This is a genomic window from Streptomyces sp. NPDC049887 (genome assembly GCF_040656535.1).
In the GTDB taxonomy this organism is placed as follows: domain Bacteria; phylum Actinomycetota; class Actinomycetes; order Streptomycetales; family Streptomycetaceae; genus Streptomyces.
Map to the genome: position 1 here is coordinate 51,639 of NZ_JBFAMM010000013.1, position 14,003 is coordinate 65,641.

The 14,003-nt window shown below is 72.8% G+C and carries 11 protein-coding genes; 1 reads left to right on the forward strand and 10 read right to left on the reverse strand.

From position 1 onward, the window contains the following. Nucleotides 1-146: 146 nt before the first annotated feature. The 10 genes from AB0J10_RS17820 to AB0J10_RS17865 form a co-directional block, all read right to left on the reverse strand. Complete coding sequence (locus tag AB0J10_RS17820; protein WP_363062547.1) at nucleotides 147-1,262, reverse strand: transaldolase family protein; 1,116 nt, start codon at nucleotides 1,260-1,262, stop codon at nucleotides 147-149. After that, complete coding sequence (gene tkt, locus AB0J10_RS17825; RefSeq protein ID WP_363062549.1) at nucleotides 1,259-3,394, reverse strand: transketolase; 2,136 nt, start codon at nucleotides 3,392-3,394, stop codon at nucleotides 1,259-1,261. Before tkt ends, AB0J10_RS17820 begins: the two co-directional genes overlap by 4 nt. 27 nt (nucleotides 3,395-3,421) lie before the next feature. Next, nucleotides 3,422-4,672, reverse strand: coding sequence for a transposase (locus tag AB0J10_RS17830; protein WP_363062551.1), 1,251 nt, complete (start codon nucleotides 4,670-4,672; stop codon nucleotides 3,422-3,424). 6 nt (nucleotides 4,673-4,678) lie between these two features. Further along, entirely contained in the window at nucleotides 4,679-5,815 is a 1,137-nt protein-coding gene (locus AB0J10_RS17835; protein WP_363062553.1) for a 3-dehydroquinate synthase family protein, read from the reverse strand. Between the two features lie 8 nt (nucleotides 5,816-5,823). Next, nucleotides 5,824-7,008 (reverse strand): chorismate synthase, encoded by a 1,185-nt coding sequence (aroC, locus tag AB0J10_RS17840; RefSeq protein WP_363062555.1) that lies wholly within the window; start codon nucleotides 7,006-7,008, stop codon nucleotides 5,824-5,826. A gap of 109 nt (nucleotides 7,009-7,117) precedes the next feature. Beyond that, nucleotides 7,118-7,930: a class II aldolase/adducin family protein gene (locus AB0J10_RS17845; protein ID WP_363062557.1), complete on the reverse strand. Its 813-nt coding sequence runs from the start codon at nucleotides 7,928-7,930 to the stop codon at nucleotides 7,118-7,120. 59 nt (nucleotides 7,931-7,989) lie between these two features. Then, a complete protein-coding gene (locus AB0J10_RS17850) occupies nucleotides 7,990-9,525 on the reverse strand; it encodes an FAD/NAD(P)-binding protein (RefSeq protein ID WP_363062559.1) in 1,536 nt (511 codons plus the stop codon). 413 nt (nucleotides 9,526-9,938) lie between these two features. Then, on the reverse strand, nucleotides 9,939-10,286 hold the full coding sequence (locus AB0J10_RS17855) for a LysR family transcriptional regulator (RefSeq protein WP_363062561.1): 348 nt from the start codon (nucleotides 10,284-10,286) through the stop codon (nucleotides 9,939-9,941). A gap of 105 nt (nucleotides 10,287-10,391) precedes the next feature. Further along, entirely contained in the window at nucleotides 10,392-10,844 is a 453-nt protein-coding gene (locus AB0J10_RS17860; RefSeq protein WP_363062563.1) for a hypothetical protein, read from the reverse strand. Continuing rightward, a complete protein-coding gene (locus tag AB0J10_RS17865) occupies nucleotides 10,841-12,427 on the reverse strand; it encodes a class I adenylate-forming enzyme family protein (protein WP_363062565.1) in 1,587 nt (528 codons plus the stop codon). The genes AB0J10_RS17860 and AB0J10_RS17865 overlap by 4 nt, the downstream gene beginning before the upstream one ends. A 598-nt stretch (nucleotides 12,428-13,025) precedes the next feature. Between AB0J10_RS17865 and AB0J10_RS17870 the strand changes: the two genes are divergently transcribed. Then, nucleotides 13,026-13,898, forward strand: a complete 873-nt coding sequence (locus AB0J10_RS17870) for a ScbA/BarX family gamma-butyrolactone biosynthesis protein (protein WP_363062567.1) — start codon at nucleotides 13,026-13,028, stop codon at nucleotides 13,896-13,898. Nucleotides 13,899-14,003: the final 105 nt, after the last annotated feature.

A 14,003-nucleotide genomic window follows, 5' to 3' on the forward strand; every position in this document is an offset into this window, starting at 1 on the left:
ATGCATGAGGACCCGGGGAGCCGACCCGGTGGGACGGCTCCGGCAGATCCCCTACATGAAAACATACCAGCATGCTGGTATTCAAACCTGATCGCACCTTTCGATCGCACGGGACCGACGAGGCATGTCCGGCGAGGGCGATCGGCTCACGCCACGCTCTGGTAGGCGCGACGCTCACGCAGCGCGGCCGCGACCGCCGCGCGAGCCTCGTGCCTGCGCCGCCCGGACCGGGCCAGTGCCCCCCTCTCCAGCCCGGTGGCCAGCTCCCGGTAGCAGATACCGAGTCCGGGCAGGGCGGCGAGCACCTCCCAGGCCTCACCCTCGTCGCGCGGCCCCTCTTCGGCACCGACCGCGGCCCGTGCCCCACCGGGCGCCGGCACCGCCCGGAGCACGTCCCACGCAACCAGGTCCAGACCGCCCCCGGGCGGCCGTGCACCGTAACCGGCCCTGTGCGCCGTCCCGTTGTCGTCCGGCGAGGCCGAGGGCGTGCCCCACAGCAGCCGTGGCGCCCTGGCGCCGCGCCGGGCCAGATCGGCCCAGCGGGCGCTGCCGAGGAGCTGAGCGTGGAGTGCGCACACGATCCGTGCGCTCGCCGGCGCCACCCGGCCCCGTACCGCGTCGGCCGCGCCCCCGTCCGCCTCCCCCAGCCGCCGCTCGACCGCCGCGTCCAGGCCGTCGAGGGCGAACGACAGGACCGGAGCCGCCAGGGCGAGGTCCCGCCCCGCCCTGGCGGCACGCTCCAGTCCGGCGAAACAGGAATCGACGACGCGGACGTACCGCTCGACGGAGTAGACGTTCGTGGCATGCACACCGATCCCCGCGGCCAGGCACTCCTCGACCGCCCCGAGCCCCCGCAGGGTCGCGGGGATCGCGACCAGCACATTGCTCCGGCCGACGGCGCGCACCAGCCGCCGCGCAGCGGCCACCGAGGCGTCCGCGGCATGCGCCAGACGGGGGTCGAGCGCGACGCTGACCTGCCCGTCCGCCCCGGCGGAGGTCTCGTGCAGCGGCCGCAGCAGGTCGGCCGCCCAGCGTGCGTCGTAGGCGAGCAGCTCCCCGAGCGCCGCGCCGGGAGAGAGGTCGCGCCACGCCAGGACGGCGAGATGGGGTGTGTACGCCGACCGGCCCGCGCTCCCGCCGGCGGCCGGGACGCAGCAGACGCCGCGTACCCCGTGCTCCCGCACCAGCCGACCGAGAGTCCCGTCGTACAGCTCCTGACGGCCGATCCCGTCCAACCAGAGCCCGCCGCCCGCCGACCTCACCGCACGGCCCTCCGCGCGGCGCGGAGCAGGCTGCTGCGGGCGGCCGCGGCCACCCGCTCGGGGGTGAGCCCGAACTGCTCGTACAGCCGCCGGTAGGGCATGCTCGCCCCGAACTGCTCGATGCTGACGGCCTCCCCGGCCGACCCCAGGAGGACGTACCAGCCGAGCGCCGAACCGGCCTCGACCGAGACCCGGGCCTCGACGTCCGGCGGCAGCACCGTGTCGCGGTACTCCTGGTCCTGCTCGGCGAACCACTCCAGACACGGCATGGACACCACGCGGGTGGCGACGGACTCCTCCTCCAGGATGCGTCGGGCCTCAAGGGCGATCGGGACCTCGCTGCCGGTCGCGATGAGGACGACGTCGGGGACTTCGCCGGTGGCCTCCGCGAGGATGTAGCCACCCCGCACGGCGCCCTCGGCAGAAGCGAGCCCGGAGGCCGGGGAGCGGTCCAGCACGGGCAGGTTCTGCCGGCTGAGGGCGAGCCCGGCGGGGCGGTCGGTGCGCTCGAGGATGCCGCGCCACACCGCGACCGTCTCATTGGCGTCCGCCGGGCGCACCACGTCCAGTCCGGGGATGGCGCGCAGCGACCACAGGTGCTCGACGGGCTGGTGGGTCGGACCGTCCTCGCCCAGACCGATCGAGTCGTGCGTCCAGACGTACGTCACGGGCAGCGCCATCATCGCGGCGAGCCGGACGGCGGGACGCATGTAGTCGGAGAACACCAGGAACGTCCCGCCGTACGGACGGGTGCCGCCGTGCAGCGCGATGCCGTTGAGGATCGCGGCCATCGCGTGCTCCCGGATGCCGAAATGCAGGGTGCGGCCGTGTCGGTGGCCCGGGAAGGCAGTTGTGGCGTGCTCCTCGGGGACGAAGGACGGCTCGCCCTTCATCGTGGTGAGGTTGGAGTCGGCGAGGTCGGCGGACCCGCCCCACAGTTCGGGCAGGGCACCGGCCAGGGCGGTCAGCACCTCGCCCGACGCCTTGCGGGTGGCGATCTGCTCACCGGCGGGGAACTCGGGCAGTGCCCGCTGCCAGCCGTCCGGGAGCCGGCGCGCGCTGATCCGATCGAACTCGGCGGCCCGCTCCGGCTGGGCGGTCCGCCAGTCACGAAACCGCTTGTCCCACTCCTCGTGGGCGATCCGGCCGCGCTCGGCGGCGCCGCGGGTGTGCGCGAGGACGCCGTCGGGCACCTGGAAGGTGAGCTCGGGGTCGAGCCCGAGTTCCCTCTTGAGGGCGGCCAGTTCGGCGGCGCCGAGCGCGGCGCCATGGATCTTGCCGGAGTTCTGCTTGCCGGGAGAGGGCCATCCGATCACGGTGCGCAGGGCCACCAGTGACGGCCGGTCGCTCTCGCCGCGGGCAGCGGTCAGCGCATCCTGCAGTGCCGGGACGTCCTCGGCGTAGCCCTCGCCCTCGGTCCAGTCCACCCGCTGCACATGCCAGCCGTAGGCCCGGTAGCGGGCCAGCACGTCCTCGGAGACGGCGATGGACGTGTCGTCCTCGATCGAGATCCGGTTGTCGTCCCAGAGCACAACCAGGTTGCCGAGTTTCTGGTGCCCGGCCAGCGAACTCGCCTCATGGCTGACGCCTTCCTCCAGGTCCCCGTCCGAGGCGAAGGCCCAGATCGTGTGGTCGAAGGGGGAGTCGCCGGGCGCGGCATCGGGGTCGAACAGGCCTCGCTCGCGGCGGGCGGCCATCGCCATGCCGACCGCGTTGGCCAGGCCCTGCCCGAGCGGCCCCGTGGTGGTCTCCACGCCCGGAGTGTGCCCGTACTCGGGGTGGGCCGGTGTCGCACTGCCCTCGGTGCGCAGCGCCTTGAGGTCGTCGAGGCGGAGCGCGTAACCGCTCAGGTACAGCTGGGTGTAGAGGGTCAGGCTGGAGTGTCCGCAGGAGAGCACGAAGCGGTCCCGGCCCGCCCACCGCGGGTCGGCCGGGTCGTGCCGCAGCAGCCGCTGGAACAGCAGGTGGGCCGCCGGGGCCAGGCTGATCGCGGTGCCCGGATGGCCGTGCCCGGCGCGCTCCACCGCGTCGGCGGCGAGGGCGCGGGCGACATCGACCGCCTTGCGGTCGATGTCCGTCCACGGCGGCGTGGTCGTTCTCGGGTGGTGGTCCCCGGTCGACGCGGTGGTCATGGTTTCCTCCTTCGGTCGGGCCGGCGCTCAGCAGGCGATGCCGGTTCGGGAAGCGTCTTCGGTACGGGCGGGCCCGGTTCGGGAGGCGCCCGGGGTTTGGGTGGGAAGCAGCAGCGCCGCGGTGTGGGCGACGGAGGCGAGCGTGGTGTGCCGGTGCCAGCCGGCGAAGGAGCGGCCCGCGAAGTCGTACAGACCGACCCGGCGGCCGGTACCGGCCGCTTCCCCGGCCACGAGGCCGGGGGCACGGGTCAGTCGGACCAGGGCGTCGACGGGGTGGTCGGTCAGATCGGTGAGCCAGAACGCGGCGCGCCGCGGACGGCGCGGATCCCTGTCGACGAGCAGGACCGACTGCCGCGCTGCCCCGGCGCCCGGCACCCGGCAGACGAACCGGCTCACCTCATGGGGCGCGCCCGTCGGGCCGGTCGCGGCGAAACGGGTGGCCGCGGCGGCGTACGCGGCCAGCTGCCCCGCCGTGACGGCAGCTCCTGTGCGTCGCGGCGGCACCCCCACCGGAACGAGCAGTTCCGACGCGCTGACGCGGAGCAGATGGGGCAGGCCGCGCACACCGAGAGCGGCCGCCGTCCGGGCGGCACACGCGCGCCGGACGTCGAGCAGCACCGGTGCATGCCCCCGGGCACCGTGCCGCGTAATCCCGGGGAGCATGTCGAGCCCTGCCGCGACCGCGTCGAGCGGGCGGGCGTCCTCCGGGATGCCTGCTCGCGCTCGCAGCCGGGGGTCGTCCGGCCGACGCTGCGGGAGCAGCAGCCGCCAGTCCACCGGGAAGCCGCCGAGCGGCGTGACCGCCCAGAGTCCCACGGAGCGCTGCTCGTTGACACCGGCTCCGGAGCGGAGGGCCGCACCGGAGCCGGCCCCGACGGGGACGCCACCGGTGCGCGGGACGGTGACGGCCTGCACCACCCACGCCGACGGCTGTACATCGCGCCCCAGTCGGTCGGCCAGGGCCCGCCGCACCGGAACCCAGTCCCAGGTCGACTCGCTGATGAAGTGGTGCAGCCGCTGGGCGTCGGCGGTCCTGCCGGTGGATGAGGCGACATTGCGGATCGTCTTGCGCCCCTGGGCGGCGAGGAGACCTCTGATGTAGAGCTCGCCGCTGCGCCGCTGGTCGCTGCGGGGCAGCGAGTGCAGCACCTGCCGGGCCAGTTCGGCCACGAGGTCGGAGCCGGCCGGCGGTGCCGACCCGGCGCGGGCCGGGTCCTCCGGCCGGCTTCCTCCCGGCCGCTGCCGACCGGCCCGTGCGGTGTCCGAGAACGAGCCCACAGGGGCTCACGTGCCGATCCGGGAGAAGGCCTCGGTCAGCAGCGCCTCTTCGGGGTTCTCCAGCAGCACCGGTCGGCCCGGGGCCTCGACGACGAGGCGGAGCCGGTGGCCGCCGGGCTCGTTGTCCACCGCGAACGCCGGGCGCAGCCGCTCCCAGGTGTCGCGCGGACAGCCGGTGGGCAGTCCGACGGAGACGAGCAGTTCGCGCTGGCGCTCGACGTGCTCGGGGTCCAGCCGGCCGTCGAGCGCGGCGAGTTCGGCGGCGAAACTCATCCCGATGGCAACGGCGTGTCCGTGCCGGACCCGGTAGCCCTCGGCGTGCTCGACGGCATGGGCGAGAGTGTGGCCGTAGTCGAGGAACTCGGGGCGCCCGTGGCCGTGCGGCGGCTCGGCGACGAAGCCGGCCTTGACCCGCACGGCGCGCTCGACGAGCTCGGCGGTCACCGGACTGCGCGGGTCGGTGGCCGCACGCGGGTCGGCCTCGACGAGGTCGAGGATTCCCGGGTCACCGGTCATCCCCGCCTTGATGACCCCGGCGAGCCCGCTGACGTAGTCCGCGCGTTCCATCCCCTGGAGCAGGTCGAGGTCGCAGAGCACGTGGTCCGGAGTGTGAAAGGCCCCCACGAGGTTCTTGCCCCGGGGCATGTTGATGGCCGTCCTGCCGCCGATCGCGGCGTCGACCATGCCGAGCAGGGTGCTGGGGACCAGGGTCAGCGGCACTCCGCGCAGCCAGCTCGCCGCGAGGAACCCGGCGAGATCGGTGGTCGCCCCGCCGCCCACCGCGACGATGGCGTCGGACCGGGTGAACCCCTCCTCGGCGAGGCGCGACCACAGATACACCAGTACCCCCGCGTCCTTGGCGGCTTCACCGGGCGGTACGACGAGCGGCAGCACCGTGCGGCCGCTCTGCTCCAGTTCCGCGGCGATCCGCCGGGCATGGACGGCTGCGACCGGTGGGTGCACAAGGGCCACCCGCACCGACGTGCCCAGCAGTTCGCCGGCCTTCCGGGAGACGCCGGCCCCGATGACGACGGAACAGGGCGCCTTCCCGGAAACGGTCAGGCGGGCTGAGGGTGCGGTGGCGGGCAGGGTACGGGCCGCGGGAGCCGCATGGGAGATGGTTTCGCTGAGTGTGGGAGGCATGAGTTCCGTCATCCGGGAGCGAGGTGGGTGAGGTAGGAGCGGAAGTTGCGGGCGGTTTCCGGGACGCTGTCGCCGCCGAACTTCTCCAGGGCGGCGTCCGCGAGCACCAGCGCCGTCATGGCCTGCGCGACCACGGCCGCGGCGGGCACCGCGCAGACATCCGAACGCTGGTGGTGGGCGGTGGCGCTTTCGCCGGTGGCGACGTCCACCGTGGCGAGGGCGCGCGGGACCGTGGCGATCGGTTTCATCGCGGCCCGGACGCGCAGGAGTTCGCCCGTGGACATGCCGCCCTCGACCCCACCGGAGTGCGCCGTCCTGCGGCCGATCCGCCCGCCGGTGGAAACGATCTCGTCGTGCGCACGGGATCCGGGAACGCCCGCGAGGGCGAACCCGTCGCCGAGTTCGACGCCCTTGATCGCCTGGATGCCCATCAGCGCTCCGGCGAGACGCGCGTCCAGCCGGCGATCGCCTTGGACATGGGACCCGAGGCCCGGCGGCAGGCCGTGCCCGACCACCTCCACCACCCCGCCGAGGGTGTCCCCCGCACGCCGTGCGCGGTCCACCTCGGCCACCATCGCGGCGGAGTCCTCGGGGTCGAGACAGCGGACGGGGTCCGCGTCGAGACGTTCGGTGTCGCCGGGGCCCGGCAGTGATCCGGTGTCGGAACGGACACCGCCCAACGCCACCACATGGCAGACGAGTTCGATGCCCATGGCCTGCCGGAGGAACGCCTCGGCGAGAGCGCCCAGTGCCACTCGGGCCGCCGTCTCACGGGCACTGGCCCTCTCCAGGACCGGCCGGGCGTCGTCGAACCCGTACTTCTGCATTCCGGCGAGATCGGCGTGACCGGGCCGCGGCCGGGTCAGCGGTGCGTTGCGTGCCTGCCCGGAAAGGATCTCCGGGGCGACCGGGTCCGCGGCCATGACGGTCCGCCACTTGGGCCACTCGGCGTTGCCGACCTGGACGGCGATCGGGCCGCCGAGGGTCCGGCCGTGGCGTACACCGCCGAGGAAGGCCACCTCGTCACGCTCGAACGTCATCCGGGCGCCCCGGCCGTGACCGAGGCGACGGCGGGCCAACGCGTCAGCCAGGTGGCCGGTGGAGGTCTCCACCCCGGCCGGCAGCCCTTCGAGCACGGCGGTCAGTGCCGGTCCGTGCGACTCACCCGCGGTGAGCCATCGCAACGTAGCCAAAGCAGTTCCTTCGTTGTGTTCCGGGTGCGGGGTCTTGCAGGCAGAGGGTGGCCGGGTGGGGGGTGCCGGGGCCGGGGTGAGCCGGCGCGGGTGCGGAGGCCGCCAGGGGCTACTCGTGGAGCAGATCGGGCTGCTCGGCGGTGATCTCGTCCCAGAGCAGCCGAAAGCTGAACCGCCCCAGTTGCTCGTCACCGAAACCCGCGCCCGCGGCGACGGCCTGCTCATGGGTGAAGGTCTGCGGCGTGCCCGCCGCCCGGGCGAGCAGCTGCACCTGAGCGCAGCTCTCGTAGGTGAGGAACCAGTGCACGGCCTCCTCCAGGGAGCCCCCCACAGTGATCAGCCCGTGGTGGCGCAGCAGGATCGCGCGGTTGTCGCCGAGCCGCTCGGCGATGTCCCGGCCCTGCTCGACGGAGACGGAAGGGCCCTGGTAGTCGCCGTAGAGCACCTGTCGGCCGTAGAACGCCGCGGACTCCTGATCGATGGGGTCGAGGAGTCGGCCGAGGGCGCCCAGGGCGCGGGCGTGCGGCGTGTGGGCGTGCGCGGCGGCCTCGACACCCGGTCCGAGTTCGTGGATCCGGGAGTGGATGACGAAGGCACTCGGATTGACCCGGTGGTTGCCGTGCACCACGCGCCCGGTGGCGTCGACACAGATCAGGTCGGCGACCCGCACCCGGCGGAAGGAGACGCCGAACGGATTGACCCAGAACCGGTCCGGGTGCTCGGGGTCGCGCACTGATATGTGGCCGGAGATGCCTTCGCCGAAACCGTACTTGCCGAACAGGCGAAGCGCGGCGGCGAGCCGCTGCTTGCGATGCCTGCGGGCCTCGTCCGGTCCGGAGGGGTCCGGCTCGACGGGGAACGGCAGTCCGGTGGCGGTGTCCGCGAGAAAGGCGGGGCGGGGCTCGGTGGCCGTGGGTCTCATGGCGCGTGGCACTCCTTTCGGTGCGGGCGGTGCGGGCGGTGCAGCCGTCGGGTCCGGACTCAGGCGGCGGATTCGGCGTCGCCTCGGGCGTGGCCGACGGTCTCGGCGTGCTCGCGGATCGCGGCCACGATGTCCTGGCTGCGGTCGACCAGGGAGGGGATGCCGAAGGTGAAGAACAGCGCTCCGGCGGCGATGTTGCCCAGGCCGTAGAGGCGCGGGTCGGGGCAGCCGTTTCGGGTCAGCCGACTGGTGGCGCGGGCGAGTTGGACGCCCCCGTGCGGATGGCGACTGGCCGCGCGTGTGTGGATCAGGGAGGTCACGAGCGGCTGGGCGTCTCGCGGGATGCGGCCCTCGGAGGCGTTGACGGCGTTCACCACCCGGTCCGCGTGGAACTGTGTGCCGTCGGCCGTGACGATGTCGAAGCCGGCGTCCGCGGCCGGGGTGATGTCCTGCAGTCCGGAGAAGATCTCCAACTGGTCGGACCGGACGAGGTCGAGGAGGACCGACGCGCTGCTGGGCGGCATCGGGCAGCACAGGCTCATGATGGTGCGGTAGTGCGCTCGCAGGAGTTGCACCTTCTGCTCCTCGCGCAGCAGCGGCCAGATGTCGGGGCCGGTCTCCGGTACGGCGCGCTGGAGGATGCGCAGGCCCATGTTGGGCGAGTCGACCTCGTCGATCTGGCGGCGCAGCCGGTCCACCGGCTCCTCGAGGTCCACCCGGAGCATGTCGTGGACCACTGTGTCCAGGTCGGCCCCGGCGTCCCGGAACTCGGCACGCAGCACGGCGGCGAGGTCCTCGATGCTCACGCCGCCGCGGTTGAGGGCCAGTTCGGCCACCCGTTGCGGGACGAGGTGGCGCAACGGCAACGAGGCGGGCCGCTGCCGGACGCCGGGCAGCACACCGCGCCGGGAGAGCAGGCTGATCCGGCCCCGGTGCCCCTCGGCTGCGAGTGCGAGCACCACGTCGACGGCGGTCAGGCCGGAGCCGATGACGGCTACCTCGTCGTGGACGTCGATGTCCTGGAGCTTGCCGGCGACCGGGTACGGGTCGGCGATGAAGCCGGGTGTCCCGGTGAGCCCGTACATGTCCTTGGGGCCGTCGCCGCCGACGTTCAGGACGACGTAGTCGAAGGCACGGGTGCGGCCCCGGCGGGTGTGCAGCAGCACTTGGCCGGGCATCCGGTCGGCGGCGGTGACGGCTCCGCCGATGATGTCCACCCGCCAGCCGTCGCGGCGCAGTCCGCGCAGGGCTTCGTGGGCGGTCTGCTCCAGGTACTCGCCGTAGACGGTCCTCGGCGGGAACCGGGCGCCGGACAGCCGGTCGACGCCCTGGGCGATACCGGTGATACGGTCCCGGGCCTCCAGCCAGCGCGTGAAGTGGCCGGAGTCTCCCGCGCGCACGGACATGTCGTCCGGGGTCGAGTTGACCCGCAGGATCTCGCTGTCCACCTGGTAGGCCCGGCCGCGCCACAGGTGCGGTGAGGGCTCGAAGACGGTGAGACGGCCGGGCTCGCTCGCGCTCCGGGCCAGCGCGTCGATCAGGCAGACGGCGGCCGCGCCGCCCCCGACGACGCCGATCGAAATTCCACGGGACATGTGTCAGTCACCAATCAGTATGCGGGCGGCGGCTCTCGTACGACGCGCAGAGCGGCGCCTCGGGGAACACGGGTGTCCAGGTCTCGGGGACACGGTCCGACGATCTGACTCTAGGAACGGGCTCGACCGCTCAGTTGCCGTGCCGCGCACCGGCATTTGCCGAATCACGCGCGGCCCGATCCGCGCCGGGACGGCGACGACCGGGCGCGACAGGGGCACCACCGGGCCCTCTCACGACCGGGTGCGACCGGCGCCCTGAGCGCGTGCCGGATCGCCGTGGCGCAGCCCGCCGTCCTCGAAGGGCACCCCCCTCGTGGCGGTGAGCAGCCCGAGGTCGCCCTCGCCTGCGGCGGCGATCCGGGCGACCTCGGCGAGGCCGAGCGCGGTGCCTCGGTGGCGTGCGCGCCGTGCGTTCAGGCCGGGATGCGCCGCGCGGCCGGCCGCGGGGCCGTGCCGTGCGGGCGGGTGCGCCGCCCGCGCTCCGGCGGCGGGCAGCCGGCCTCCTTCACACCCGCCACGTCGCGGTGGGCGGCCTCGGTGATCTCGATGATCCGCTCGGCGTGCGGCAGCAGCCGCAGACCGGCTTCGGTGAGGCCGAGTTGGCGTCGGCTGCGGTCGAACAGCACGGCGCCCATGGCCTCTTCGAGGCTCTTGATCTGGGCGGTGACGCTCGACTGCGCGTAATGGAGGTTCCTCGCAGCACGGGTGAAGCTCAGTTCCCTCGCCACCTCGCGGAACGCACGCAACTGCTGGATCTGCACGTCACAGCCCCTTCCCGCGGCCACGCACCGCCCCCACTCCAAATAACATACCAGCATGGATGTATTTTTCCAGTGTCGCGACACGACTCATGGATGCCGCCCGGTTCAGTCGGACATCGCGGCCGGAGACATCAGGTCGCGCGCGACCTGCGGCAGCACCCGGTCGAGCAGCAGGTCCTCACGCACCGCGCCCTCGACGGAGCGCGGTATGCCGTCCTGGGCGACGGCGTGCGAGAACAGCCGGGGCAGGCGGCGCTCACAGGCGGCGAGCACGGCCCGGCGCCCGGCGATCTCCAGTTCGGGCGAGAGCGGAACGTACACCGCGATCACCGTCTCGCCCACCTCGGGCAGTTCGGTGCAGACGATCGCGGACTCCTGGATGCAGGGCAGTTCCAGCAGGTCCAGCTCCAGAGCGAAGAAGCCGTCGTCGAGGCCACGGGCGCCGACGGTGTCGAACTGGTCACCTGCGTCGGCCTCGTAGGGGTGCTCGTCGTACGCGAAGTCGTCGTACGCGAAGTCGTCCACGTCGAAGGGTTCGTGACCGTAGGTGTCACTCATGCGGAAATCTCCTGGTGCTCCGACTGCTCGAGCTGCAGTTTCAGGGTGATGATCGGGACGACCGCCTCGAGCAGCTCCGCCGTCCTGATCCGGCCGGTGGGGCTGTAGGGAATGCAGTCGACGGCGATGACATGCGCCGGGATCGACGGCACCCTGCGGGCGCAGGCCTCGCTCAGCGCCCGGTGGCCGGTGATCTCGCGACCAACGGCCACCGCGGTGAAGGGCACGACGAGCGCATCGCCGAGCGCGGGCAGGTCGACCCGCAGTACGGCGGTGTCCCGCAGGCACGGCAGGTTGAGCAGATCGGACTCGAGCCGGAAGAGCGCCGCATCGACGGCGCCGTCACGGAGCGGCCGCGTCACCCCGCCGCTGCGCCCCGTCAGCGACAGCAGTCCCTGGCCGTCCAGCACACCGCGGTCGTCCGTCACGAAGAACCGCTGTAGGCCCCGGCCGGTGTCGACCATGACGAAGGGCTGCTCGTCGTCGAGATACCTTTCCATCAGCCGATGACCCGCGACCGCGACCCGGCCCGGCGTTCCGGCCGCCACCGGCCGGTCCTCCTGGTCGAGGACGACGAGGGTGCTGCCGAGTGCCGCCCGGCCCGACCGCATCCGGGCCACCAGGGACTCGTCCGGCCCCATGATCGCGGCAAGGCCGGTCTCGGGCGGCGCGTACGCCAGGTGCAGCACCGGGCCGAGTCGCTCCCATGCCGTGTTGACCACCCAGCGGCCCAGGTCCCGACCGGAGGCGAGGACGCAACGGAGCCGGCCGGAGGGGGTGCGCCCGGCGGAGGCCGGGTGCGCGAGCAGCCGGGTGAGGACCGCTGGTGCGATCACAGCGGTGGTGACCCCCTCGTCCTCGAGAAGCGTGCAGAGCCGCTCGGGGATCCCGGACCTGTCGAGAACGACCGTGGCGCCCACGGCCAGGAGCGTGCGGGTCACGCTCTGTGCCAGCGGTTCCCACAGTGGGGCGGAGGTCAGCTGGACGTCGCTCGCATCGAAGCCGAACTCTTCGATGTGATCGCCGAGTTCTCGTTCCTCGGCACCGGCCGGCCGGACCGCGACCCTGGGCGCCGCGCCACGGGGGACCACGGTGAACGACCCCTGTTCCGGCGGCGCGGGAGGTTGCCGCAGCGGCTGGGCCGCGAGGAGTTCGGCGAACGGGCTCTCGCCCGGTGCGGTCGCCTCGCCCCCGTCCAGCAGGACGCGCAGCGCCTCCTCGCCGGCGGGCCAGGAGCACGATCCGAGCACAGCCCGGTACTCCTCGGCGACGAGAACCACCACGGGATCGAGCTCCCGCAACGTGTGCGTCAGGGCGTCGGGGTGCTGGTCCGGGTCGAGTCCCGTGCAGGAGACTCCGAGGGTGCGGCAGGCCGCCATCGCGACCGCGAGCTCCCATCCGGTGCCCGCGAGGAACGCGGCACGGGCCGGGCGGCCCGGGGGCAGTTGAGCCGCCAGTCCTGCGGTGAACCGGTCCACGACGTCGGCGAACTGAGCCCAGGACAGCCGCTTCTCGCCGTCCACGACGGCGGACCTGTGCGGGCGGTCGGCAGCGTGCCGACGGATGTCATCAAGTTTGATCATCTGGCTTCTCCACTCCTGGACACGGAAGCTGCGGGCCCCCGCGGAGCCAGGAGAAGAGAAACAAACCGGCATGCGGGTATGCAACTACCATCGGAAAGAACGATCCGAAGCAGCGGCGAGTTCGCCGCCGTGTGTCAGGTAGGGGTTCCGGAGCCCGCCGGGGCGCCGGAGAATCGGCCACCGTGACGGGCCGGGGCCCGCCGACCTCATGGGGCGGAAACCCGGCACAAGCCACCGAGTCGCCGGTCTGGTCGCCGCGCCCGGTGGAGCGGTCGCCACCCCGCGCGCCCTTCGGTGCTCGGCGCCGGGGCGGCGATCCGCGCCTCACCCGCGCCTTGACACCCCCGAGGGGCGACAGCCCTCGCGATTCACACGGAACCGCTCTCGGCCATTGAAAAACAAACCCGCATGCACGTATCTTACGGGGCACGGGGGTGGGACCAGCCAACCCGTCATGCACCTTCACAGCAGCAGAGAAGGAAGAGCAATGACTACGAGCACCGCAGCCGCAAGGCCGAGAGGCTCCCATGGGGGGAGACACCAGGCGCATCTTCCGGCCATCGCTCCCGAGCCGGCTCCTCACCGCCCGGTCGAGGCGGTGGCCAAGAAGCTCGTCCACCGGACCTATCTGCGCGATGTTCTACCGACCGGCATCGTCCGGCACACGGACGAACACTTCACCGTCTCCGTGCGATGGCCGGCCACGCACCCGCTGCACCTGCGGGACGGGCGCTACACTCCCTCACTCGTCATCGAAACGGTCCGCCAGGCCGGCCTGCTGACGTCGCACGCGGAGCTGGGTGTGCCGCTCGGCCATCAGTTCGTGGTCTGGGAGATCAGCCAGCACTTCGATCCGCGGTTCCTGGAGAAGGCGCACGCACCCACGGATCTCGAACTCGATGTGTACGTGAGCGACATGCGCATGCGGGGAAGGACCCCCGCGGAGGTCTCCCTGCGGATGGCGATCCGGATCGGCGGCCAGGTCGTCGGCAGGGGATCCACCCGCTACGGCATCGTCTCGCCCGGCGCGTACCGACGGCTGCGCGGCGAACGGCACGACATCGAGTGGCCGCCCACGGACATCACACTGCCCGAGCCGGTGGATCCCGCCGCCGTCCGCCGCACCAGGAAGTGCGACGTCGCGCTCTCACCGGGCGGGGAACCAGGCCGGTGGCAGCTACGGGCCGACACCGCCAACGAACTCTTCTTCGACCACAGCAACAACCACGTGCCCGCGATGGTACTGCTCGAGGCGGCCCTGCAGGCCGGGCATCCCCTCTTCGGCGGACGGCCGTTCGCGGCGTCGTCCTGCGAGGTGACCTGCACCCGGTACGTGGAGTTCGACTCCCCCTGCTGGATACAGGCGGAGCTCGCCGCGGGCCAGGACGGCTCACCGTCCCTCCGCGTCACCGGCGAGCAGGGTCAACAGCCCGCCTTCGTCGTCCAGTTCCACCAGGCAACCCCGCTCTGACAAGCAGCGCCAGACCGGAGTCCCCCCAGAGACCGATGCGGCACCGTCCCGCCGCATCCGAACTCCTCCGGATCCGGACCGCTGCCGCAGTGCCGGTCCGACGCA

Coding starts and splice junctions, on each gene's coding strand:
- tkt (WP_363062549.1), bottom strand. CDS start 3,394: ATGACCACCGCGTCGACCGGGGACCACCACCCGAGAACGACCACGCCG.
- AB0J10_RS17835 (WP_363062553.1), bottom strand. CDS start 5,815: ATGCCTCCCACACTCAGCGAAACCATCTCCCATGCGGCTCCCGCGGCC.
- AB0J10_RS17845 (WP_363062557.1), bottom strand. CDS start 7,930: ATGAGACCCACGGCCACCGAGCCCCGCCCCGCCTTTCTCGCGGACACC.
- AB0J10_RS17850 (WP_363062559.1), bottom strand. CDS start 9,525: ATGTCCCGTGGAATTTCGATCGGCGTCGTCGGGGGCGGCGCGGCCGCC.
- AB0J10_RS17860 (WP_363062563.1), bottom strand. CDS start 10,844: ATGAGTGACACCTACGGTCACGAACCCTTCGACGTGGACGACTTCGCG.
- AB0J10_RS17865 (WP_363062565.1), bottom strand. CDS start 12,427: ATGATCAAACTTGATGACATCCGTCGGCACGCTGCCGACCGCCCGCAC.